Genomic DNA, 21,468 nt, shown 5'->3' with positions numbered 1-21,468 from the left:
ACGCGCACGACGGAAGCCTATGAACCCGAACTTTCTGGATTTCGAACAGCCGATCGCTGACCTGCAAGCCAAGATCGAGGAGCTGCGCCTGGTCGGCAACGACAATGCGCTGAACATCAGCGACGAGATTGCCCGCCTTCAGGAAAAAAGCAGCGCCCTGACCGAAAGCATCTTCGGCAACCTGACCAGCTGGCAGATCGCCCAGTTGGCCCGCCATCCGCGCCGGCCCTACACCCTGGACTACATCAGCCACATCTTCACCGAGTTCGACGAGCTGCATGGCGATCGCCATTTCTCCGACGACGCGGCCATCGTCGGCGGCGTAGCCCGCCTGGACGACCAGCCGGTGATGGTGATCGGTCATCAGAAAGGCCGTGAAGTGCGTGAGAAGGTCCGTCGTAACTTCGGCATGCCCCGTCCCGAGGGCTACCGCAAGGCCTGCCGCCTGATGGAGATGGCCGAGCGCTTCAAGATGCCCATCCTGACCTTCATCGACACCCCTGGTGCCTACCCGGGCATCGATGCCGAAGAGCGCGGCCAGAGCGAGGCCATCGCCTGGAACCTGCGGGTCATGGCGCGTCTGAAAACTCCGATCATCGCCACCGTGATCGGCGAAGGTGGTTCCGGCGGTGCGCTGGCCATCGGCGTGTGCGATCGCCTGAACATGCTGCAGTACTCCACCTACTCGGTGATCTCGCCGGAAGGTTGCGCCTCCATTCTGTGGAAAACCGCCGAGAAGGCGCCCGATGCGGCCGAGGCCATGGGCATCACCGCCGAGCGCCTGAAAGGCCTGGGGATCGTCGACAAGGTCATTCCCGAGCCGCTGGGCGGTGCCCACCGCGAGCCGGCCATTGCGGCCCAGTCGATCCGCGAGGAGCTACTCGGCCAGCTCAAGACCCTGAAGAAGCTGTCGGTCGACGACCTGCTGGCCCGTCGCTACGAGCGTCTGATGAGTTATGGCGTGGCCTGAGGGCCACGCGCCGGGGCGGGCTGATGAGGGCTCGCCACTGGCCCGCTCGCTCCATTCCCTCCTGCTGTCCCGCACCCTGCCCTGGCGTTCCGCGCCGGGGTGGACGGTCGCCTTCTCCGGTGGCCTCGACTCCACCGTCCTGCTGCATCTGCTGGTTGCGCTCTCCCGCCAGGGTGACGTGCCGCCGCTCAGCGCACTTCATGTCCATCACGGCCTGCAGTCGGCTGCCGAGGCATGGCCGGCCCATTGCCAGGCCGTGTGTGACCGACTCGGTGTGCCCTTGATGCATGCCTCCGTTGTCGTGGAGGAGGGCGCCAGCCTGGAGAATGCCGCTCGTCGGGCGCGCTATGGCGCCTTCGAGCAGGCCGTTGAGGGGGGGCAGGTGCTGATGCTGGCTCAGCACCGTGACGATCAGGCTGAGACGCTGCTGTTCCGGTTGATGCGCGGTGCTGGCGTGCGGGGTCTGGCGGGGATGCCGGTGAGCCGCGCTCTGGGCGACGGTCACTTGCTGCGGCCGTTGCTGGACGTGGCCCGTCAGGACCTGGAGGCCTATGCGCGGGAGCAAGGGCTGGACTGGGTCGAGGACCCGTCGAACCAGGACACCCGGCTGGACCGCAACTACCTGCGACAGATCGTCCTGCCTGCCCTGGTGTCACGCTGGCCGCGCGCGCTCGGCGGCATGGTCCGCAGTGCTGCGCACCTGGCCGAGGGTGAGGCGCTGCTGGGGGAGTTGGCGGCCATCGACCTGGCTGCCGCGCGAGACACCGAGGCATTCCCCTGGCTGGGTTTGCCGACCCTCTCCCTCGATCCGCTGCTGGCGTTGTCCGAACCACGGCAGCGCAATGCCCTGCGTCACTGGCTCGCCACCTTCACGGCCATGCCCGACAGCAATCACTGGGCGGGCTGGGTGGCCTTGCGTGATGCCGCACCGGATGCCGAACCGGTCTGGCGCCTGGCTGGTGGCGAACTGCGCCGCGCCGGTGGCCGGCTCTGGTGGCTCAGCAACGCCTGGCTGGATGGCGTGCCGGCGGCGCAGCCCTGGCCGAACCCCGAGCATCCCCTGGCCCTGGACGGCAATGGCGTGGTGTGGATCGAAGGGCGGGGACCGGAAGGTCCCTTGCAGGTGCGCTATCGCCAAGGCGGGGAGGCCATGCAGCTCGACGGACGGGGGCGCCGTGACCTCAAGCGGCTGCTCAACGAACGGGGTTTCCCGGCTTTTGCCCGGGGTCGCCTGCCCTTGCTCTACCGAGGCGACGAACTGCTTGCGGTGCCCAATCTTCAAGGGCTGGAGGGGCCTCGGGAGGGGGGCTGGACCCTGTCGTGGACACCCCCGACGAATGACCAAGGTTTGAGCTGAAAGGGTCTTTCCGGTAGACTACGCTCCCGTCTTACAGAGCACCTGCCGATTCCCTCGGAACTGGCAGGTGCTTGCCGTTTCGGCACTGTTCCAGATTCCGGGCCCAGGCCCGATTCGCTCTCTCCGGCGGCCTTCCGCCTAAACGCTGACTTCTAGGGTTATTCATGACGCGCTACATCTTCGTCACGGGTGGTGTTGTTTCTTCATTGGGGAAAGGCATCGCCTCGGCATCCTTGGCCGCCATTCTGGAAGCGCGGGGCCTGAAGGTCACCATGCTCAAGCTGGACCCGTACATCAACGTGGACCCGGGCACCATGAGCCCGTTCCAGCACGGCGAAGTGTTCGTCACCGAGGACGGCGCCGAGACCGACCTCGACCTGGGCCACTACGAGCGCTTCGTGCGCACCACCATGACCCAGAACAACAACTTCACCACCGGCCGCGTCTATGCCGACGTGCTGCGCAAGGAGCGCCGTGGTGACTACCTGGGCGCCACCATCCAGGTGATTCCGCACATCACCGACGAGATCAAGCGTCGCATCATCAAGGGCGCTGGCGATGCCGACGTGGCCCTGGTGGAGATCGGCGGCACCGTGGGTGACATCGAGTCCCAGCCCTTCCTCGAAGCCATCCGCCAGCTGCGGGTGGAGGTCGGCGCCAAGCGCGCGATGCTGATGCACCTGACCCTGGTGCCCTACATCGCCACCGCTGGCGAGACCAAGACCAAGCCGACCCAGCACTCGGTGAAGGAGCTACGCTCCATCGGCTTGCAGCCCGACGTGCTGATCTGCCGCTCCGACCACGAGGTCGACCTGTCCTCCCGCCGCAAGATCGCGCTGTTCACCAACGTGGAAGAGCGTGCGGTCATCGCCCTGCAGGACGTCGACACCATCTACCGCATTCCCTCCGTGCTGCACGCCCAGGGCCTGGACGACTTCGTCGTCGAGCGTTTCGGCCTGCAGTGTGGCGGTGCCGACCTGTCCGAGTGGGACCGCGTGGTTGACGCCAAGCTGAACCCCGAGAAGGAAGTCACCATCGCCATGGTCGGCAAGTACATGGAACTGCTGGATGCCTACAAGTCGCTGATCGAAGCGATGAGCCACGCCGGCATCGAGAACCGCACTAAGGTGAACCTGCGCTACATCGACTCCGAAGACATCGAGAACCAGGGCACCAGCCTGCTGGAAGGCGTCGATGCCATCCTGGTCCCCGGCGGTTTCGGCCTGCGCGGCGTGGAAGGCAAGATCACCACCGTCAAGTACGCCCGCGAGAACAAGATCCCCTACCTGGGCATCTGCCTCGGCATGCAGGTGGCCGTGATCGAGTTCGCCCGTAACGTACTGGGCTGGACCGACGCCAACTCCACCGAGTTCGACAAGGCCAGCGGCCATCCGGTGGTCGGCCTGATCACCGAGTGGCAGGACGCCACCGGCGCCACCGAGATCCGTACCGAAGCCTCGGACCTGGGCGGTACCATGCGCCTCGGCGCCCAGGCCTGCCAGCTGGAGGCCGGCTCGCAGGTTCACGCCTGCTATGGCAAGGACGAGATCGTCGAGCGCCACCGCCACCGCTACGAAGTGAACAACAACCTGCTGCCGCAACTGAAGGAAGCCGGCCTGAAGATCACCGGCCGCTCCGGCGACGGCGCCCTGGTCGAAGTGGTCGAGGCACCGGACCATCCGTGGTTCGTCGCCTGCCAGTTCCACCCGGAGTTCACCTCCACCCCGCGTGACGGCCATCCGCTGTTCAGCGGCTTCGTCAAGGCCGCCCTGGCCCAGAAAGCGAAGAAGGCCTGAGCATGCAGCAGAAGATCGTTCGCGTCGGCGACATCGAGATCGCCAACGACAAGCCCTTCGTGCTCTTCGGTGGCATGAACGTGCTGGAGTCCCGTGACCTGGCGCTGAAGGTCTGCGAAGCGTACGTGCGGGTCACCGAGAAACTCGGCATCCCATACGTGTTCAAGGCCAGCTTCGACAAGGCCAACCGCTCCTCCATCAACTCCTTCCGTGGCCCCGGCCTGGAAGAGGGGATGAAGATCTTCGAAGAGGTGAAGAAGACCTTCGGCGTGCCTGTCATTACCGACGTGCACGAGCCTTACCAGGCCGCTCCGGTGGCCGAGGTCTGCGACATCATCCAACTGCCGGCCTTCCTCTCCCGCCAGACCGACCTGGTGGTGGCGATGGCGAAGACCCATGCAGTCATCAACATCAAGAAGGCCCAGTTCCTCGCACCCCAGGAGATGAAACACATCCTGACCAAGTGCGAAGAAGCCGGTAACGATCGCCTGATCCTCTGCGAGCGCGGTTCGTCCTTCGGCTACAACAACCTGGTGGTCGACATGCTCGGCTTCGGCATCATGAAGCAGTTCGGCTACCCGGTGTTCTTCGACGTCACCCACGCCCTGCAGATGCCGGGCGGCCGCGCGGATTCCGCGGGCGGTCGTCGTGCCCAGGTCACCGACCTGGCCAAGGCGGGCATGAGCCAGGGGCTGGCCGGCCTGTTCCTCGAGGCCCACCCGGACCCGGACAACGCCAAGTGCGATGGCCCGTGCGCCCTGCGCCTGGACAAGCTGGAGCCGTTCCTCGACCAGCTCAAGCGCCTGGATGACCTGGTCAAGGCTTTTCCGCCGATCGAGACTGCCTGAGCCGGCAGTTCTCCGGTAAAGTGCCGGGCGGGCGCAAGCTGACCAGTCGGTCATGTTTTCGCCGGAACTGCCGAATGAACATCCGGACGGCCCGCCCCTCTAATTTCGCTGCAGCGTTATCGTCAACTTTGGAGTGCTAACAACAATGGCAAAGATCGTCGACATCAAGGGCCGCGAGGTTCTGGATTCCCGTGGCAACCCCACCGTGGAAGCCGACGTGATCCTCGAGAACGGTTTCATCGGCAGCGCCTGCGCGCCGTCCGGTGCATCCACCGGTTCCCGCGAGGCGCTGGAACTGCGTGATGGCGACAAGAGCCGTTACCTGGGTAAGGGCGTGCTGAAGGCCGTGGCCAACATCAACGGCCCGATCCGCGACCTGCTGCTGGGCAAGGACGCGACTGACCAGAAGGCCCTGGACCGCGCGATGATCGAGCTCGACGGTACCGAGAACAAGGCCAAGCTGGGCGCCAACGCCATCCTCGCCGTGTCCCTGGCGGCTGCCAAGGCAGCTGCCCAGGCCAAGGGTGTCCCGCTGTACGCGCACATTGCCGATCTGAACGGCACTCCGGGCCAGTACTCCATGCCCGTCCCGATGATGAACATCATCAACGGCGGCGAGCACGCCGATAACAATGTCGACATCCAGGAGTTCATGGTTCAGCCGGTCGGCGCCAAGAACTTCGCCGACGCCCTGCGCATGGGCGCCGAGATCTTCCACCACCTGAAAGCCGTGCTGAAGGCTCGTGGCCTGAACACCGCGGTGGGTGACGAGGGCGGCTTCGCCCCGAATCTGGCCTCCAACGAAGACGCCCTGGGCGCCATCGCCGAAGCCGTCGCCAATGCTGGCTACACGCTGGGCACCGACGTGACCCTGGCCCTGGACTGCGCTTCCAGCGAGTTCTTCAAGGACGGCAAGTACGACCTGGCCGGCGAAGGCAAGGTGTTCGACGCCAACGGTTTCGCCGACTACCTGGCCGGCCTGACCCAGCGCTACCCGATCATCTCCATCGAAGACGGCATGGACGAGTCCGATTGGGCCGGCTGGAAGTCCCTGACCGAGAAGATCGGCGAGAAGGTGCAACTGGTGGGTGACGACCTGTTCGTGACCAACACCAAGATCCTCAAGGAAGGCATCGACAAGAGCATCGCCAACTCGATCCTGATCAAGTTCAACCAGATCGGTTCCCTGACCGAGACCCTGGAAGCCATCCAGATGGCCAAGGCTGCCGGCTACACCGCGGTGATCTCCCACCGTTCCGGTGAAACCGAGGACAGCACCATCGCCGACCTGGCTGTAGGCACCGCTGCCGGCCAGATCAAGACCGGCTCCCTGTGCCGTTCCGACCGCGTGTCCAAGTACAACCAGCTGCTGCGTATCGAAGAGCAACTGGGCGGAAAGGCCCCTTACCGCGGTCGTGCCGAGTTCCGCGGCTAAGCCGGGGATGATAAAAAGGGCAGCGAAAGCTGCCCTTTTCGTATGGATACTTCTCTTTCGATGGCCAAATCCCCCTACTGGTTGTTCGTTGTACTGATCCTGGCCTTGTCCGGGTTGCAGTATCGCCTCTGGGTGGGTGATGGCAGCCTCGCCCAAGTCGCCGAACTGGAAAAGCAGATCGCCGAGCAGAAGGGCGAGAACGAGCGCCTGCTCGAGCGCAATCGCATCCTCGAGGCCGAGGTGTCGGAGCTCAAGAAGGGTACGGAAACCGTCGAGGAGCGTGCCCGCCATGAGCTGGGCATGGTCAAAGAGGGCGAGACCCTCTACCAGATCACCGAATGACCCCACCCGAGCTCCCCGAATTCTGGGCCGTGATCCCCGCCGCCGGCGTGGGGGCCCGCATGCGTGCCGACCGACCCAAGCAGTACCTGGAGCTGGCCGGACGCACCTTGCTCGAACATACCCTTGCAGCCTTTCTCGACCATCCGCGGCTCAAGCGCCTGGTGGTTAGCCTGAGCCCGGAGGACCCGTACTGGCCGAGCCTTGCTGCATCCCGTGACCCGCGCATCGAGCGCGCCGAGGGTGGCCGGGAGCGTGCGGACTCGGTGCTCAATGCACTCCTGCGTCTGGCCGAACTCGGCGCGCAACCGCGCGACTGGGTGCTGGTGCACGATGCGGCCCGACCCAATCTGTCCCGTTCCGACCTGGATCGCCTGCTGGCGGAGCTGGCCGACGATCCGGTGGGCGGCCTGCTGGCGGTCCCCGCCCGGGACACCCTCAAGCGGATCGGCCCTGATGGGCGAGTCGCCGACACCATCGACCGCAGCCAGGTCTGGCAGGCCTACACCCCGCAGATGTTCCGTTTCGGTGCGCTGCACCGGGCCCTGGCCGATGCGCTGGTCGCCGGCGTGGCGATCACCGACGAGTCGTCGGCGATGGAGTGGGCAGGCGCTGCTCCCCGTCTGGTGGAAGGGCGCGCCGACAACATCAAGGTCACCACCCCCGAAGACCTGCTGCGCCTGCAGCGTGGCCTGTTCGACCGCTGAGCCCTGCCATGAAGCGCCTGGGACGCCTGCTGCCCCGCCTGGAAGGCTACCTGCACCGGTTGCTGCGCTGGGCCGGTGACGGCTGGCGGCTGCCCTGGCTGTGCCTGGGGCTGGCTTTCGTCGGCACCCTGACGGCGGCCTATCCCATCACCTCCGTCGTGGTTCCCGCCGTGCTCATGGCGCCCCGGCGTTGGGGCGTGGTCAGCCTGTTCGCCGCCCTGGGCAGCAGCTGCGGTGCGCTGGGGATGATGCTGATCGCCCACTACCTGGGCTGGAGCCAGCTGTACGCCTGGTTCCCGGCCATGGCCACTGACCCTTCCTGGCTGCGGGTGATGGGCTGGACCCATGAGTACGGGCTGCTGGCGCTCTTCGCTGTGGCCCTGCTGCCCTTGCCGCAGACGCCGGCGCTGCTGGCGTTGTCCACCGTGCCGCTGGCCTACCCGGGAGCGTTCGCCGCCATCCTGGCAGGCAAGGTCCTCAAGTACCTGGGGTTTGCCTGGGTGGCTTCGCGCTTCCCCGGGCACGTCCACGGCTTCCTGCATCGCCATGGGCGGGCCCCCACGCCTACGCCGCCGGGTGGGTCGACGCCAGGCCGTCCCTGAGTGCATCCACCAGTTGGCGGACCTTGGGTGACAGGTGGCGCTGCTGGGGGTACAGCGCCCAGACGGCGGTATTCGGCGGGCGATGCTGCTCCAGCAGGGACACCAGCTCGCCGCTCTTCAGGTGGTCCAGCACGTAGTAGTCGGGGAGCTGGCACAGGCCGAAGCCACGTAGCGTGGCATCCAGCACGGCCTGGCCGCTGTTGCAGCGCCAGTTGCCCTGCACCCTTAGGCTCTGTTCCTTGCCGTCCTGCTGGAAGGTCCACTGGTCCGAGCTGCCCACCAGGCAATTGTGCCGGGCCAGCTCGGACAGGCTGTGGGGCCGGCCATAGCGTTCCAGGTAGCTCGGGGCGGCGCACAGGTACATGACGCGGGGCGCAAGGCGCGTCGCCACCAGCCGCGAGTCCTGCAGGCGGCCAAGGCGGATGGCCAGGTCCAGCCCTTCGTGCACCAGGTCCAGAGGGCGGTTGCTCAGCTCGATGTCGACCCGCAGCTGCGGGTGGCGTGCCATGAAGGCGTTCACCAGCGGCACGATGAAGCGCTCGCCATAGGCCACCGCGCAGGTCATGCGCAGCAGGCCCTTGGGTTCGCCGGTCAGGTCGCTGATGGCGCGCATGGCCTCGTCCCGCGCATCCACCAGGCGCTGGCAGTGCTGCAGGAAGGTTTGCCCGGCCTCGGTCAGCGCTACCTTGCGGGTGCTGCGGTAGAACAGGCGGGTTTGCAGGCGCTCTTCCAGTCGGGCGATCTGGCGGCTCACCTGGGATGAAGAGAGGCCGATGCGCTGGGCCGCGGCGGTGAACTGGCCGGTTTCCGCGACGGCGATGAATTCGTCCAGGCCTTCCCAGCGGTTCATTGGATTATCCCTATGTGGCAATAAAGTTTTGCTTTGTGGTGGATTATTTACCAAATCGAGGTCATCTACACTCCCGCCACCGTTCACATCGCTGGAGAAGCGCCATGATCAAGTCCCGCGCCGCCGTTGCCTTCGAGGCTGGCAAACCCCTGCAGATCGTCGAAGTCGATGTCGCGCCGCCCAAGGCGGGCGAGGTCCTGGTGCGCATCGTCGCCACCGGTGTCTGCCACACCGACGCCTACACCCTGTCGGGCGCGGATTCCGAGGGTGTGTTCCCGTGCATCCTCGGCCACGAAGGCGGCGGCATCGTCGAGGCGGTGGGCGAAGGCGTCACCTCCCTGGCGGTGGGCGACCACGTGATCCCGCTCTACACGGCCGAATGTCGCGAGTGCAAGTTCTGCAAGTCCGGCAAGACCAACCTGTGCCAGAAGGTCCGTGCGACCCAGGGCAAGGGCCTGATGCCCGACGGCACCAGCCGCTTCAGCTACAACGGCCAGCCGATCTACCACTACATGGGCTGCTCGACCTTCTCCGAGTACACCGTGCTGCCGGAGATCTCCCTGGCGAAGATTCCCAAGGAAGCCCCGCTGGAGAAGGTCTGCCTGCTGGGTTGTGGCGTGACCACCGGCATCGGCGCCGTGCTCAACACCGCGAAGGTGGAGGAGGGCGCTACCGTCGCCATCTTCGGCCTCGGCGGCATCGGCCTGGCCGCCATCATCGGCGCCAAGATGGCCAAGGCTTCGCGCATCATCGCCATCGATATCAACCCCTCCAAGTTCGACGTGGCCCGCGAGCTGGGTGCGACCGACTTCGTCAACCCGAAGGACCACGCCAAGCCGATCCAGGACGTGATCGTCGAGATGACCGATGGCGGCGTGGACTACAGCTTCGAGTGCGTCGGCAGCGTCGACCTGATGCGTGCGGCGCTGGAGTGCTGCCACAAGGGCTGGGGAGAGTCGGTCATCATCGGCGTGGCTCCGGCCGGTGCTGAGATCAAGACCCGTCCGTTCCAGCTGGTCACCGGTCGCGTGTGGCGTGGCTCGGCCTTCGGTGGGGTGAAAGGCCGCACCGAGCTGCCGACCTACGTGGAGAAGTCCCAGTCGGGCGAGATCCCGCTGGACACCTTCATCACCCACACCATGGGGCTGGATCGCATCAACGAGGCCTTCGACCTGATGCACGAAGGCAAGAGCATCCGCACCGTCATCCACTACTGATCGCCCTTTCGGCTGGCGCAGGGCGGCAGGGATTGCCTGTCGCCTGTGCGTTGACCTGAGGACGACCCGGAGGCCCCCATGACCCTCGAGATCGTTTCCAGCAACAAGAGCTTCGGTGGCTGGCACAAGCGCTACCGCCATCGCTCGACCTGCCTGAACTGCGACATGGTGTTCGCGGTGTACCTGCCGCCCCAGGCGGAACAGGGCGAGAAGCTGCCCGTGCTCTACTGGCTGAGCGGGCTGACCTGCACCGACGAGAACTTCATGCAGAAGGCCGGCGCCCAGCGCCTGGCGGCCGAGCTTGGGCTGATCATCGTCGCGCCCGACACCAGCCCCCGGGGCGAGGGTGTGCCGGATGACCCGGACAAGGCCTGGGATTTCGGCCTGGGTGCCGGTTTTTACGTCAATGCGACCCAGGAGCCCTGGGCCCGTCACTACCGCATGTACGACTATGTGGTGCATGAGCTGCCGGCGCTGGTGGAGGCCAACTTCCCGGTTTCGGACCGCCGTGGCATCGCGGGGCACTCCATGGGTGGGCACGGCGCGCTGGTCTGCGCGCTGAAGAACCCTGGGCGCTACCAGTCGGTTTCGGCCTTTGCGCCGATCAGCAATCCAATGGCTTGCCCCTGGGGCGAGAAGGCGTTCTCCCGTTACCTGGGTGATGACCGTTCGCGCTGGCGCGAGTGGGATGCCTGTGCACTGCTGGCCGAAGCCCAGGAGCGTCTGCCGATCCTGGTTGACCAGGGCGACCGCGATGACTTCCTGGAGGGCCAGCTCAAGCCGGACGCGCTGCAGGCTGCCGCCCGCGCCAGTGGCCATCCGCTGACCCTGCGGTTGCAGCCGGGCTACGACCACAGCTACTACTTCATCTCCAGCTTCATCGACGATCACCTGCGCCATCACGCTTCAGCCCTGCAGGGCTGACGCGTTACCCAGGCGGGGCGGCCATCGGTCGCTCCGCTTTCGGGTAGAATCCCGCCCCTGTTCTTACGGGGCATTCCTCTCATGCGCATTGGACACGGTTACGACGTACACCGCTTCGGTGACGGTGATCACATCACCCTCGGCGGGGTACGCATCCCCCATAGGTTCGGCCTGGTGGCCCATTCCGACGGCGACGTGGTGCTTCACGCACTGTCCGACGCCTTGCTCGGTGCGGCGGCACTCGGTGATATCGGCAAGCACTTCCCGGACACCGACCCGCAGTTCAAGGGAGCGGACAGCCGCGTGCTGCTCCGCCATGTCCTGGCCCAGGTGAAGGGCAAGGGCTGGAAGGTGGGTAACGTCGACGCCACCATCGTGGCCCAGGCACCGAAGATGGCGCCGCACATCGAGGCGATGCGCGCTGCCATTGCGGCTGACCTTGAGGTCGGTATCGACCAGGTCAACGTCAAGGCGACCACCACCGAGAAGCTCGGTTTCACCGGGCGTGAAGAGGGCATCGCCGTCCACGCTGTTGCCCTGCTGCTGCCGCTATGACCGAACTCGAACTGCTGGGGCCCCGGGCCCATGGCGAAGCGCTCGGCCAGGCCGTCCTCAAGGCGGTGGCCGAGGACTTCCAGGTGGACGAGGTGCTGGACATTCCCCTGGCGGGTGAAGGTGAACACCTGTGGTTGTGGGTGGAAAAGCGCGGCCTCAATACCGAGGAAGCGGCCCGGCGCATTGCGCGGGCTGCGGGCGTTCCCCTGCGGGCCATCAGCTACGCCGGCCTGAAGGATCGCCAGGCGCTGACCCGCCAGTGGTTCAGCCTGCACCTGCCGGGCAAGGCCGATCCGGACCTTGCTTCGGCAGAAGGCGAGACCCTGCGCATCCTGCGCCAGGTCCGCCATAAGAGAAAGCTGCAGCGTGGTGCCCACTCGGCCAACGGCTTCACCTTGAGGCTGACGGCCTTGCAGGCCGACCCGGCAGCCCTGGAGGCTCGGCTGAAGACGCTGGCTGCCGTCGGCGTGCCCAACTACTTCGGCCTGCAGCGCTTTGGCCACGAGGGCGGCAACCTGCTGCAGGCCCGGCACTTCGCCGAGCAGCGGGTACTGCCCGAGCAGCGTAACCTGCGCTCCCGTTTGCTCTCGGCAGGCCGCAGTTACTTGTTCAACCGGGTACTGGCTGCGCGTGTGGCCAATGGCAACTGGAACCAGGCGCAGGTCGGCGATCTCCTGGCCTTCACCGACAGCCGGAGTTTCTTCCCGGCAGGAGAGGCCGAGTGCGCCGACCCGAGGTTGGCGATTCTCGATCTGCATCCCACCGGCCCGCTGTGGGGCCAGGGTGACTCTCCGGCCGGCGGTTCGACGCAGGCATTGGAGCAATCCGTGGCGCTGGCCGAGCCGGCCCTGCGTGACTGGCTCGTCGAGGCGGGCATGGCGCACGAACGGCGCATCCTGCGCCTCCCCATCGGGGGACTTACGTGGCATTATCCCGGGCCTGACGTTCTGCAACTGGAATTCGTCCTGCCGGCCGGATGCTTCGCTACCGCTGTGGTGCGCGAGCTTGTCGATCTGGTGCCGGTGGGGCACACGGACAATCCATGCGTATTCTGATTTCCAACGACGACGGGGTGAACGCACCCGGTATCGCTGCCCTCCATGCTGCGCTCGAGGGTTATGCCGAGTGTGTGGTCATCGCGCCCGATCAGGACCGGAGCGGCGCCAGCAGTGCATTGACGCTGGACCGCCCCCTGCATCCGCAGGTCCTGGCCAACGGTTACATCAGCATCAACGGCACCCCGACCGACTGCGTGCACCTCGGCCTGAACGGATTGCTGGAGGAGGCCCCTGCCATGGTGGTCTCCGGCATCAACCTGGGCGCCAACCTGGGAGATGACGTGCTTTATTCCGGGACGGTGGCTGCTGCCTTGGAGGGGCGTTTCCTCGACCGTCCGGCCTTTGCCTTCTCGTTGCTTTCGCGGCAGCCGGACAACCTGCCGACAGCGGCGCATTTCGCCCGCCTGCTGGTGGAGGCGCACGAGCAGCTCGACCTGCCGCCCCGCACCGTGCTCAACGTGAACATCCCGAACCTCCCGCTGGACCATATCCGTGGCATCCAGCTCACCCGCCTTGGCCATCGCGCTCGTGCAGCCGCACCGGTGAAGGTGGTGAACCCGAGGGGGAAGGAGGGCTACTGGATCTCGGTCGCCGGGGACGCGGAGGATGGTGGACCCGGGACTGATTTCCATGCAGTCATGCAGGGCTATGTCTCGATCACCCCGCTTCAGCTCGATCGCACCTTCACCCAGGCGTTCGACTCGTTGGATAGCTGGTTGGGAGGCCTGTCCTGATGGCTCGCGAGCAGGATGATCTGTTGCGCCGGGGCATCGGCATGACCTCGCAGCGCACGCGCGAACGCCTGATCCAGCGCCTCTATGAGGAAGGGCTGTCCAACGCCCATGTGCTGGAAAGCATCCGTCGGACCCCGCGCCACCTGTTCGTCGATGAGGCCTTGGCCCACCGGGCCTACGAAGACACAGCGCTTCCCATCGGCCACAACCAGACGATCTCGCAGCCCTACATGGTGGCGCGAATGAGCGAGCTGCTGCTGGCGGCGGGGCCCTTGGACAAGGTGCTCGAAATCGGCACCGGTTCCGGCTACCAGACCGCGATCCTGGCGCAGGTGGTGGAGCGGGTGTTCTCCGTCGAGCGGATCCAGGCACTGCAGGATCGTGCGAAGGAACGTCTGGCCGAGCTGAACCTGCGCAACGTGGTTTTCCGTTGGGGCGATGGCTGGGAAGGCTGGCCTGCACTGGCACCCTATAACGGCATCATCGTCACGGCGGCTGCCGCCGAGGTCCCGCAAGCGCTGCTGGACCAATTGGCACCGGGTGGGCGGCTGGTGATTCCGGTCGGGGCAGGGGACGTCCAGCAATTGATGCTGATCGTCCGCGAGGAAAACGGTTTCTCCCGGCACATCCTCGACGCGGTGCGGTTCGTACCCTTGCTGAGTGGTCCGCTGGCCTGATGCGGCCAGCAAGGAACCTGCAAGGCCAGTCGGCTCTCTGATTGGCTGGTAGCCGGGCGTAGTCTTGCGCCGCGGTGCGCAGTGGATAACGTGCCCCTCAGATATAATCGGCAACAATAAGCATGACCTTGGGACGTAGGGAAAGGGGACGGGAATGAGCCTGGCCATTCGGCAGGGGATTAGCACTGGAAGCATGCGCGCACTGGCAGCGATGGTCGTCATCGCCTGGTTGGTGGCGGGGTGCGCCAGCTCGCCCAAGGGTGGTGTCCAGGTCGTGGACCGGAACAACCCGTCGGCCTCCGGCACGCAGCGACAGCCGACCACCTCCGGGCAGTACCGTGTCCAGCGGGGCGATACCCTCTATTCCATTGCGTTCCGTTTCGGCTGGGACTGGAAGGCCCTTGCGGCACGCAACAGCATTCCGGCTCCCTACGTAATCCGCCCAGGCCAGGTCATCCGTTTCGACGGCCAGACCGGCTCAACCCCCACTCGTACTGTGGCAACGGCTCCTACGACGTCGCCGTCGACACGACCGGTTCCGCCGTCCTCGACTGCCAAGACGCCGCCGGCCACTTCCAGGCCGCAGCCTGCTCCGGGTGTCTCCCAGCCCCCTCCAGCCCCTCCAGCCGGGCGCCCTGTCGCAGGTTGGGCCTGGCCGGCGGGCGGTCCGTTGATTGCCCGATTCTCCTCAAACGGAAGTTTGAATAAAGGCATTGATATAGGCGGGGAATTAGGCCAGCCTGTCTTAGCTGCGTCTGATGGTTCCGTTGTGTATGCCGGAAGTGGATTACGGGGCTACGGTGAACTGGTGATCATCAAGCACAGCGATACCTACGTGAGCGCCTATGGTCACAACCGCAGGTTGCTGGTTCGGGAGGGACAGCAGGTCAAGGTTGGCCAGACCATTGCAGAAATGGGCTCCACAGGTACCGACCGGGTGAAGCTGCACTTTGAGATTCGCCGCCAGGGCAAGCCTGTAGATCCGCTGCAATATCTGCCGCCTCGCTGATCGTTGTTCAGCCCGTCGTCCTCGTAGGTTGGACGGGCTCAGGCGTAGCCAGGGAAATGGTATCGCCAGGGCTTGTTGTCGAACTCAGCAAGGGACAACAACAATGGCACTCAACAAAGAAGCGCCGGAGTTTGATGTCGATGACGACCTGCTCATTCTTGAGCCGGGCATCGTGGATGACGTGCTGACCGAGGAGCCCGAGGCAACTTCGTCTGGCACGCGTTCGAGGCAGTCGAACTCACCCAAGCAACACAAGTACATCGACTACACCCGCGCATTGGACGCGACCCAGCTTTATCTCAACGAAATCGGCTTTTCCCCTCTCCTTACTCCAGAAGAAGAAGTCCACTTTGCGCGACTGGCCCAGCGGGGCGACCCCGCCGGACGCAAGCGTATGATCGAAAGCAACCTCCGGCTGGTGGTCAAGATCGCTCGACGCTATGTCAATCGCGGTCTCTCACTGCTGGACCTGATCGAAGAGGGCAACCTCGGCTTGATCAGGGCGGTTGAAAAGTTCGATCCCGAGCGTGGCTTCCGTTTTTCCACCTATGCCACTTGGTGGATACGTCAGACCATTGAACGCGCGATCATGAACCAGACCCGGACCATCCGGCTGCCGATCCACGTGGTCAAGGAACTGAACGTCTATTTGCGTGCGGCTCGTGAGTTGACCCAGAAACTCGACCACGAACCATCGGCCGAAGAGATCGCCAACCTGCTGGAGAAGCCTGTCGAAGAGGTCAAGCGCATGCTCGGCCTGAACGAGCGGGTGACTTCGGTTGACGTTTCCCTTGGCCCAGACTCCGATAAGACCCTCCTGGATACACTGACCGACGACCGCCCCACCGACCCCTGCGAGCTTCTGCAGGACGATGATCTGTCCCAGAGCATCGACCAGTGGCTCTCCGACCTGACGGACAAGCAGCGGGAGGTAGTGGTGCGCAGGTTCGGCCTGCGTGGCCATGAGAGTTGCACCTTGGAAGAGGTAGGCCAGGAGATTGGCCTCACCCGAGAACGCGTGCGCCAGATTCAGGTTGAGGCCCTGAAGCGCCTGCGTGAAATCCTTGAAAAGAATGGGCTTTCCAGCGACGCACTTTTCCAATAAGGCGAGCTGCCCTTGAGAACCCGGCTTCGGCCGGGTTTTTTATTGAGGGGGTCTCAGCAAGTGTCCGGCCGAAATGATAGAGCTTTTGTAAGCTATCGCTTACATGTGGCGTAAGTGAAGTGTGTAAAGAACGCGACGTGAACGGGGTTTTTAGGTTTCTCTTTTTTCTATCTAATTGAAATTAAAGAATATTTTTTTAAATAAAAAGCGAGAGCACTGCTCTCCAGCACCATGGGGTGAGCTTGTCCCGTTTAGGGAAGCCGTTAATATCACTTCCACGCGACACGGAATGGTTGCAGGCAGAGACGGATTTCTGCCAGGAACGCCGCAGGATGCGGTTCATCAGGATGATGATTAGGAAACAAAGGGATAGGGACAAAAGAGTGGGCGGGCAACCGCCCCTTTTTTTGCCCGCAAGAAATGAAAAAGGCCCGCTTTCGCGGGCCTTTTCTTTTGGTGCTTTTCAGCGCTCCAGATGCTGGAGCTTGCCTTTCACACCGTCCCACTCTTCGGCATCAGAGAGGGCTTCTTTCTTCTCGGTGATATTCGGCCAGACTTCCGCCAGGTCGCGGTTCAGTTCGATGAACTCCTGCATGTCCTCCGGTACTTCATCCTCGGAGAAGATGGCTTGCGCGGGGCACTCGGGTTCGCACAGCGCGCAGTCGATGCACTCGTCCGGGTGGATCACCAAGAAGTTCGGGCCTTCGTAGAAGCAGTCTACCGGACAGACTTCCACGCAGTCGGTGTATTTGCATTTGATGCAGTTGTCGGTGACGACGAAGGTCATTCTGATTCTCTCCTCAAGCGGCGGCATGGAAGCCCGACTTCATGGGCTTCCTGCTCTGGATCGGCTATCCCGGCTCAGGCTGGCGACCGAAGCTCGTCCAGAGCGCGCGGGATTCTAACAGCTTGTTTGCCTCGGCGTTAGATTCGTGATTTCAGGGCATAAAGCAGATCAAGTGCCTGCCGGGGCGTGAGGTTGTCCGGATCGGCCTTGGCCAAGTCCTCCAGCACGGGGTGGGGCAGGCTGGCGAACAGGTCGCTCTGCATAGGCGGCGCGGGTTTCCCTGGCGCTGCCTGGGGCGATTCGTGGGGCAGGCTGGTGGTTTCCAGCCGTGCCAGGTGCTCGCGTGCTCGTTGGATCACTCCACCCGGGACGCCCGCCAGTTGCGCTACCGCCAACCCATAGCTCTGACTGGCCGGGCCTGGCAGAACATGGTGCAGGAAGACGATCCGCTCATTGTGCTCGGTGGCATTCAGGTGCACGTTGGCCACCACCGGCTCGCTTTCCGGCAGCACCGTGAGTTCGAAATAGTGAGTGGCGAACAGGGTGTAGGCACGCAACTTGGCCAAGTGCTCGGCAGCTGCCCAGGCCAGTGAGAGGCCGTCGAAGGTGCTGGTCCCGCGGCCTACTTCGTCCATCAGCACCAGGCTACGGTCCGTGGCGTTGTGGAGGATATTCGCGGTTTCGCTCATTTCCACCATGAAGGTCGAGCGCCCGCCCGCCAGGTCGTCGCTGGAGCCGATGCGGGTGAAGATGCGATCCACCATGGAAAGCTCGCACCGTGCTGCCGGCACGAAGCTGCCGATATGGGCCAGCAGCACGATCAGGGCCGTCTGGCGCATGTAGGTCGACTTACCACCCATGTTCGGTCCGGTGATGATCAGCATCCGCGTGCTGTCATCCAGGGTCAGGTCGTTCGCGACAAAGGGGGTTTCCAACACCTGCTCCACCACCGGGTGGCGGCCCTGGGTGATGCGCAGGCAGGGCTCGTCGACGAAATGGGGGCGGTTCAGGTCGAGGTTGAGTGCACGCTCGGCCAGGTTGCTCAGCACGTCCAGTTCGGCCAGCGCGGCTGCGGTGTCCTGCAGAGGCGCGAGCTGCTCGATCAGCAGTTCCAGCAGGGCTTCGTAGAGCATCTTCTCGCGGGCGAGGGCGCGACTCTTGGCCGATAGCGCCTTGTCCTCGAAGGCCTTGAGTTCCGGGGTGATGAAGCGCTCGGCACCCTTCAGCGTCTGCCTCCGGATGTAGTCGGCAGGTGCCTGCTCGGCCTGCACCCGTGGCAGTTCGATGTAGTAGCCGTGGATGCGGTTGTAGCCGACCTTGAGGTTCGGCAGCCCGGTTCGGGCCTTCTCCCGGGCTTCCAGATCCATCAGGTACTGGCCGGCGTTCTCGCTGAGCGCCTGAAGCTCGTCCAGTTCCGCGTCGTATCCGGTCTTGATCACGCCGCCATCGCGAATGACCGCCGGCGGGTTGTCGATGATGGCGCGCGTGAGCAGGTCAGCCAGCTCCGGATAAGTGCGGATGCTGCCGGCCAGGGTCTGGAGGTGAGGGATATCCAGGCCGCTCATGGCGTCCTGCAGTGCCGGCAGCGCGGTCAGGGCATCGCGCAGGCGAGCCAGGTCACGGGGTCGGGCGTTACGCAGGCCGATACGGGCGAGGATCCGTTCGACGTCGCCGATCTCCTTCAGCTGCGGTTGCAGCCCTTCATAACGGTAGCCGTCCAGCAGCGCGGTGATGGAGTCCTGGCGTGCTTCCAGCACGGCCCGATCACGCAACGGACGGTTCAGCCAGCGCCCAAGTAGCCGGCTGCCCATGGCGGTCTGGCAGCGGTCAACGACGGATTGCAGGGTGTTGTCCCGTCCGCCCGAAAGGTTGACGTCCAGTTCCAGGTTGCGACGGCTCGCGCCATCGAGGATCACCGTATCGTCGAGGCGGTCATGGCGCAGGCTGCGCAGGTGGGGCAGGGCGGTACGCTGGGTCTCCTTGGCGTACGCCAGCAAGCAGCCTGCCGCGCCGATCGCCAGGGTCAGGTTCTCGCAACCGAAGCCCTTGAGGTCCTGTACGCCGAACTGCTGGCACAGGCTCTTCTTCGCCGAATCCCGGTCGAAGTCCCAGGGCGCGCGGCGGCGCACGCCCCGACGCTTCTCCGCCGGCAGCCCCTGCGGCCAGTCGTCGGGGATGAGCAGTTCGGCCGGGTTGAGGCGCTCGAGCTCGGCCAGGAGGTTTTCCCAGCCTTTGATTTCCTGCACGGCGAAGCGGCCACTGGTGATGTCCAGCACGGCCAGGCCGAACAGGCGCTCGTCACCCAGCACGGCGCCGAGCAGGTTGTCGCGACGCTCGTCCAGCAGGGCCTCATCGCTGACGGTACCCGGGGTGATGATCCGAACGACCTGGCGTTCGACCGGGCCCTTGCTGGTGGCCGGGTCGCCGATCTGTTCACAGATGACCACCGACTCACCGAGCTTGACCAGCTTGGCCAGGTAGCCCTCCACGGAGTGGAAGGGGATGCCTGCCATGGGAATCGCCTTGCCGGCCGACTGCCCGCGCGCGGTCAGGGTGATGTCCAGCAGCTTGGCCGCCTTCTTCGCGTCTTCGTAGAAAATCTCGTAGAAGTCGCCCATGCGGTAGAACATCAGCTGGTCCGGATGCTGATTCTTCAGCTTCCAGTACTGCTGCATCATGGGCGTGTGTTCGGAAAGGTCCTGGGTATCTTTGGCCATCGGTGCTTCGCGATTCTGAAGGTGGGGCCGGGCATTCCGATTGCCATGAACCGATGCCCGGTCTTGCATGGGAAGGGCGCTAGTGTACGGTATCCGGCTTGCCTGCTTTAACCCCGGAGTTGCACATGCCCGACACCGATCTCTCCCTGACCGAACTTGCCGCCCGCCTTGGCAAGGCCCTGGCGGCCATAAAAGCGCAGGTCACCACGGCGGAGTCCTGCACCGGAGGTGGCATCGCCGAAGCGATCACCCGTATCCCGGGCAGCTCCGCCTGGTTCGAAGCCGGCTATGTCACCTATTCCAATGCTCAGAAGACGGCGCAACTGGGTGTACCGGAAGCCCTGTTCAGCCAGGTCGGTGCGGTCAGCCGCGAGGTGGTCCTGGCCATGGTCGAAGGCGCGCAGGCCCGCAGTGGCGCGCGATTCGCCGTCGCAGTCAGCGGCGTTGCGGGGCCTGATGGGGGCTCGCCCGAGAAGCCGGTCGGTACCGTCTGGATCGCCTGGGCCGATGGAGACGCGCGCCACAGTCGTCGCTACCAGTTCGTGGGCGACCGCCAGCAGGTGCGTCGGCAAACGGTGGAAACGGCCCTCCCCGGTGTCATCCGACTAGCTGCAGGAGAAAAACCGTTCGAGGGGTAGGCGAGCGAAAGTTTCCTGTGAAATAATACTGTCTACTTATACAGTTGTTGGTGGCCGTCAGGCCCTCTTGATGAGCGAGGACTTCAATGGACGAGAACAAGAAGCGTGCTTTGGCGGCTGCCCTGGGCCAGATCGAGAAGCAGTTCGGCAAAGGCGCGGTCATGCGCATGGGCGACCATGAGCGCCAGGCCATCCCGGCCATTTCCACCGGCTCCCTGGGGCTGGACATCGCCCTCGGCATCGGCGGCCTGCCCAAGGGGCGTATCGTCGAGATCTACGGCCCGGAATCCTCGGGCAAGACCACCCTGACCCTGTCCGTGATCGCCGAAGCCCAGCGCATGGGGGCCACCTGCGCCTTCGTCGACGCCGAGCACGCGCTGGACCCGGACTACGCCGGCAAACTGGGCGTCAATGTCGATGACCTGCTGGTTTCCCAGCCCGACACCGGCGAACAGGCCCTGGAAATCACCGACATGCTGGTGCGTTCCAATGCGGTCGACGTGATCATCGTCGACTCCGTTGCCGCCCTGGTGCCCAAGGCCGAGATCGAAGGCGAGATGGGCGACTCCCACGTCGGCCTGCAGGCCCGCCTGATGTCCCAGGCCCTGCGCAAGATCACCGGCAACATCAAGAACGCCAACTGCCTGGTCATCTTCATCAACCAGATCCGCATGAAGATCGGCGTCATGTTCGGCAGCCCGGAAACCACCACCGGTGGTAACGCGCTCAAGTTCTACGCCTCCGTTCGTCTGGACATCCGCCGCATCGGCGCGGTGAAGGAAGGCGAGGAAGTGGTGGGCAGCGAGACCCGCGTCAAGGTCGTCAAGAACAAGGTTTCCCCGCCGTTCCGTCAGGCCGAGTTCCAGATCCTCTACGGCAAGGGCATCTACCGCAGCGGCGAAGTCATCGACCTCGGCGTGCAGCAGGGCATCCTCGAGAAGTCCGGCGCCTGGTACAGCTACCAGGGCAACAAGATCGGCCAGGGCAAGGCCAATGCCGCCAAGTACCTCGAGGACAACCCGGAAACCGGCAAGGCCATCGAGAAGCTGATTCGCGAGCAATTGCTGAACCGCAACAACGGCAAGCAGGACTTCGTCCCCACCGCCGAAGAAGCCGCTGAAGCCGACGCTGACGCCTGATCCC

Annotated in this window: 21 protein-coding genes; 18 read left to right on the top strand and 3 right to left on the bottom strand. The window is 64.6% G+C overall.

All coding sequences use genetic code 11. The features are described 5' to 3' along the window. Window positions 1–19: 19 nt before the first annotated feature. The 8 genes from accA (at window position 20) to PotMrB4_RS21745 (ending at window position 8,054) form a co-directional block, all read left to right on the top strand. A complete protein-coding gene (accA, locus tag PotMrB4_RS21780) occupies window positions 20–970 on the top strand; it encodes an acetyl-CoA carboxylase carboxyl transferase subunit alpha (protein WP_044414343.1) in 951 nt (316 codons plus the stop codon). Then, window positions 957–2,327, top strand: coding sequence for a tRNA lysidine(34) synthetase TilS (tilS, locus tag PotMrB4_RS21775; RefSeq protein ID WP_172434452.1), 1,371 nt, complete (start codon window positions 957–959; stop codon window positions 2,325–2,327). The genes accA and tilS overlap by 14 nt, the downstream gene beginning before the upstream one ends. A 164-nt stretch (window positions 2,328–2,491) precedes the next feature. Further along, window positions 2,492–4,123, top strand: a complete 1,632-nt coding sequence (locus PotMrB4_RS21770) for a CTP synthase (RefSeq protein WP_044414337.1) — start codon at window positions 2,492–2,494, stop codon at window positions 4,121–4,123. 2 nt (window positions 4,124–4,125) lie between these two features. Beyond that, a complete protein-coding gene (gene kdsA / locus PotMrB4_RS21765) occupies window positions 4,126–4,971 on the top strand; it encodes a 3-deoxy-8-phosphooctulonate synthase (protein ID WP_142015295.1) in 846 nt (281 codons plus the stop codon). 145 nt (window positions 4,972–5,116) lie between these two features. Then, on the top strand, window positions 5,117–6,406 hold the full coding sequence (gene eno / locus PotMrB4_RS21760) for a phosphopyruvate hydratase (protein WP_107328240.1): 1,290 nt from the start codon (window positions 5,117–5,119) through the stop codon (window positions 6,404–6,406). Window positions 6,407–6,466: 60 nt separating this feature from the next. After that, complete coding sequence (gene ftsB / locus PotMrB4_RS21755) at window positions 6,467–6,748, top strand: cell division protein FtsB (RefSeq protein ID WP_044414324.1); 282 nt, start codon at window positions 6,467–6,469, stop codon at window positions 6,746–6,748. Then, window positions 6,745–7,452: a 2-C-methyl-D-erythritol 4-phosphate cytidylyltransferase gene (ispD, locus tag PotMrB4_RS21750; RefSeq protein WP_172434451.1), complete on the top strand. Its 708-nt coding sequence runs from the start codon at window positions 6,745–6,747 to the stop codon at window positions 7,450–7,452. Before ftsB ends, ispD begins: the two co-directional genes overlap by 4 nt. A gap of 8 nt (window positions 7,453–7,460) precedes the next feature. Beyond that, window positions 7,461–8,054: a hypothetical protein gene (locus PotMrB4_RS21745; RefSeq protein WP_172434450.1), complete on the top strand. Its 594-nt coding sequence runs from the start codon at window positions 7,461–7,463 to the stop codon at window positions 8,052–8,054. On the opposite strand, the gene PotMrB4_RS21740 is transcribed toward PotMrB4_RS21745, so the two are convergent. Then, complete coding sequence (locus PotMrB4_RS21740; RefSeq protein WP_074971931.1) at window positions 8,017–8,904, bottom strand: LysR substrate-binding domain-containing protein; 888 nt, start codon at window positions 8,902–8,904, stop codon at window positions 8,017–8,019. The two genes, PotMrB4_RS21745 and PotMrB4_RS21740, sit on opposite strands and share 38 nt — an antisense overlap. A 104-nt stretch (window positions 8,905–9,008) precedes the next feature. Here PotMrB4_RS21740 and PotMrB4_RS21735 point away from each other — a divergent pair, with 104 nt between their 5' ends. The 8 genes from PotMrB4_RS21735 (at window position 9,009) to rpoS (ending at window position 16,183) form a co-directional block, all read left to right on the top strand. After that, complete coding sequence (locus tag PotMrB4_RS21735) at window positions 9,009–10,121, top strand: S-(hydroxymethyl)glutathione dehydrogenase/class III alcohol dehydrogenase (RefSeq protein WP_172434449.1); 1,113 nt, start codon at window positions 9,009–9,011, stop codon at window positions 10,119–10,121. 78 nt (window positions 10,122–10,199) lie between these two features. Then, a complete protein-coding gene (gene fghA / locus PotMrB4_RS21730; RefSeq protein WP_172434448.1) occupies window positions 10,200–11,045 on the top strand; it encodes an S-formylglutathione hydrolase in 846 nt (281 codons plus the stop codon). An 81-nt stretch (window positions 11,046–11,126) separates the two neighbouring features. Then, a complete protein-coding gene (gene ispF, locus PotMrB4_RS21725) occupies window positions 11,127–11,600 on the top strand; it encodes a 2-C-methyl-D-erythritol 2,4-cyclodiphosphate synthase (protein WP_074971929.1) in 474 nt (157 codons plus the stop codon). Next, on the top strand, window positions 11,597–12,655 hold the full coding sequence (truD, locus tag PotMrB4_RS21720; RefSeq protein ID WP_172434447.1) for a tRNA pseudouridine(13) synthase TruD: 1,059 nt from the start codon (window positions 11,597–11,599) through the stop codon (window positions 12,653–12,655). Before ispF ends, truD begins: the two co-directional genes overlap by 4 nt. After that, the gene (gene surE / locus PotMrB4_RS21715) at window positions 12,643–13,392 is read left to right on the top strand and encodes a 5'/3'-nucleotidase SurE (protein WP_074971927.1); all 750 of its coding nucleotides are present in this window, start codon (window positions 12,643–12,645) and stop codon (window positions 13,390–13,392) included. The genes truD and surE overlap by 13 nt, the downstream gene beginning before the upstream one ends. Then, a complete protein-coding gene (locus tag PotMrB4_RS21710) occupies window positions 13,392–14,069 on the top strand; it encodes a protein-L-isoaspartate(D-aspartate) O-methyltransferase (RefSeq protein ID WP_044414301.1) in 678 nt (225 codons plus the stop codon). Before surE ends, PotMrB4_RS21710 begins: the two co-directional genes overlap by 1 nt. 154 nt (window positions 14,070–14,223) lie before the next feature. Continuing rightward, window positions 14,224–15,078 carry a peptidoglycan DD-metalloendopeptidase family protein gene (locus PotMrB4_RS21705; protein WP_160480372.1) on the top strand — a complete coding sequence of 285 codons (855 nt, stop codon included), beginning with the start codon at window positions 14,224–14,226 and terminating at the stop codon, window positions 15,076–15,078. 103 nt (window positions 15,079–15,181) lie between these two features. Further along, window positions 15,182–16,183: an RNA polymerase sigma factor RpoS gene (gene rpoS / locus PotMrB4_RS21700; protein ID WP_044414296.1), complete on the top strand. Its 1,002-nt coding sequence runs from the start codon at window positions 15,182–15,184 to the stop codon at window positions 16,181–16,183. Window positions 16,184–16,646: 463 nt separating this feature from the next. On the opposite strand, the gene fdxA is transcribed toward rpoS, so the two are convergent. After that, window positions 16,647–16,970 carry a ferredoxin FdxA gene (gene fdxA, locus PotMrB4_RS21695; protein ID WP_044414294.1) on the bottom strand — a complete coding sequence of 108 codons (324 nt, stop codon included), beginning with the start codon at window positions 16,968–16,970 and terminating at the stop codon, window positions 16,647–16,649. A gap of 137 nt (window positions 16,971–17,107) precedes the next feature. Further along, window positions 17,108–19,687 carry a DNA mismatch repair protein MutS gene (gene mutS / locus PotMrB4_RS21690; protein ID WP_172434446.1) on the bottom strand — a complete coding sequence of 860 codons (2,580 nt, stop codon included), beginning with the start codon at window positions 19,685–19,687 and terminating at the stop codon, window positions 17,108–17,110. Between the two features lie 125 nt (window positions 19,688–19,812). Between mutS and PotMrB4_RS21685 the strand changes: the two genes are divergently transcribed. Further along, a complete protein-coding gene (locus PotMrB4_RS21685) occupies window positions 19,813–20,325 on the top strand; it encodes a CinA family protein (protein WP_172434445.1) in 513 nt (170 codons plus the stop codon). 86 nt (window positions 20,326–20,411) lie between these two features. Further along, on the top strand, window positions 20,412–21,464 hold the full coding sequence (gene recA / locus PotMrB4_RS21680; protein ID WP_044414285.1) for a recombinase RecA: 1,053 nt from the start codon (window positions 20,412–20,414) through the stop codon (window positions 21,462–21,464). Window positions 21,465–21,468: the final 4 nt, after the last annotated feature.

Source organism: Metapseudomonas otitidis, assembly GCF_011397855.1.
In the GTDB taxonomy this organism is placed as follows: Bacteria; Pseudomonadota; Gammaproteobacteria; order Pseudomonadales; family Pseudomonadaceae; genus Metapseudomonas; species Metapseudomonas otitidis.
This window is presented reverse-complemented; position numbering and strand designations above follow the sequence as displayed.

Coding starts and splice junctions, on each gene's coding strand:
- PotMrB4_RS21685 (WP_172434445.1), top strand. CDS start 19,813: ATGCCCGACACCGATCTCTCCCTGACCGAACTTGCCGCCCGCCTTGGC.
- surE (WP_074971927.1), top strand. CDS start 12,643: ATGCGTATTCTGATTTCCAACGACGACGGGGTGAACGCACCCGGTATC.
- ftsB (WP_044414324.1), top strand. CDS start 6,467: ATGGCCAAATCCCCCTACTGGTTGTTCGTTGTACTGATCCTGGCCTTG.
- rpoS (WP_044414296.1), top strand. CDS start 15,182: ATGGCACTCAACAAAGAAGCGCCGGAGTTTGATGTCGATGACGACCTG.
- truD (WP_172434447.1), top strand. CDS start 11,597: ATGACCGAACTCGAACTGCTGGGGCCCCGGGCCCATGGCGAAGCGCTC.
- recA (WP_044414285.1), top strand. CDS start 20,412: ATGGACGAGAACAAGAAGCGTGCTTTGGCGGCTGCCCTGGGCCAGATC.
- ispD (WP_172434451.1), top strand. CDS start 6,745: ATGACCCCACCCGAGCTCCCCGAATTCTGGGCCGTGATCCCCGCCGCC.
- PotMrB4_RS21705 (WP_160480372.1), top strand. CDS start 14,224: ATGAGCCTGGCCATTCGGCAGGGGATTAGCACTGGAAGCATGCGCGCA.
- fghA (WP_172434448.1), top strand. CDS start 10,200: ATGACCCTCGAGATCGTTTCCAGCAACAAGAGCTTCGGTGGCTGGCAC.
- accA (WP_044414343.1), top strand. CDS start 20: ATGAACCCGAACTTTCTGGATTTCGAACAGCCGATCGCTGACCTGCAA.
- kdsA (WP_142015295.1), top strand. CDS start 4,126: ATGCAGCAGAAGATCGTTCGCGTCGGCGACATCGAGATCGCCAACGAC.
- ispF (WP_074971929.1), top strand. CDS start 11,127: ATGCGCATTGGACACGGTTACGACGTACACCGCTTCGGTGACGGTGAT.
- PotMrB4_RS21710 (WP_044414301.1), top strand. CDS start 13,392: ATGGCTCGCGAGCAGGATGATCTGTTGCGCCGGGGCATCGGCATGACC.
- tilS (WP_172434452.1), top strand. CDS start 957: ATGGCGTGGCCTGAGGGCCACGCGCCGGGGCGGGCTGATGAGGGCTCG.
- PotMrB4_RS21740 (WP_074971931.1), bottom strand. CDS start 8,904: ATGAACCGCTGGGAAGGCCTGGACGAATTCATCGCCGTCGCGGAAACC.
- PotMrB4_RS21770 (WP_044414337.1), top strand. CDS start 2,492: ATGACGCGCTACATCTTCGTCACGGGTGGTGTTGTTTCTTCATTGGGG.
- PotMrB4_RS21735 (WP_172434449.1), top strand. CDS start 9,009: ATGATCAAGTCCCGCGCCGCCGTTGCCTTCGAGGCTGGCAAACCCCTG.
- mutS (WP_172434446.1), bottom strand. CDS start 19,687: ATGGCCAAAGATACCCAGGACCTTTCCGAACACACGCCCATGATGCAG.
- fdxA (WP_044414294.1), bottom strand. CDS start 16,970: ATGACCTTCGTCGTCACCGACAACTGCATCAAATGCAAATACACCGAC.
- eno (WP_107328240.1), top strand. CDS start 5,117: ATGGCAAAGATCGTCGACATCAAGGGCCGCGAGGTTCTGGATTCCCGT.
- PotMrB4_RS21745 (WP_172434450.1), top strand. CDS start 7,461: ATGAAGCGCCTGGGACGCCTGCTGCCCCGCCTGGAAGGCTACCTGCAC.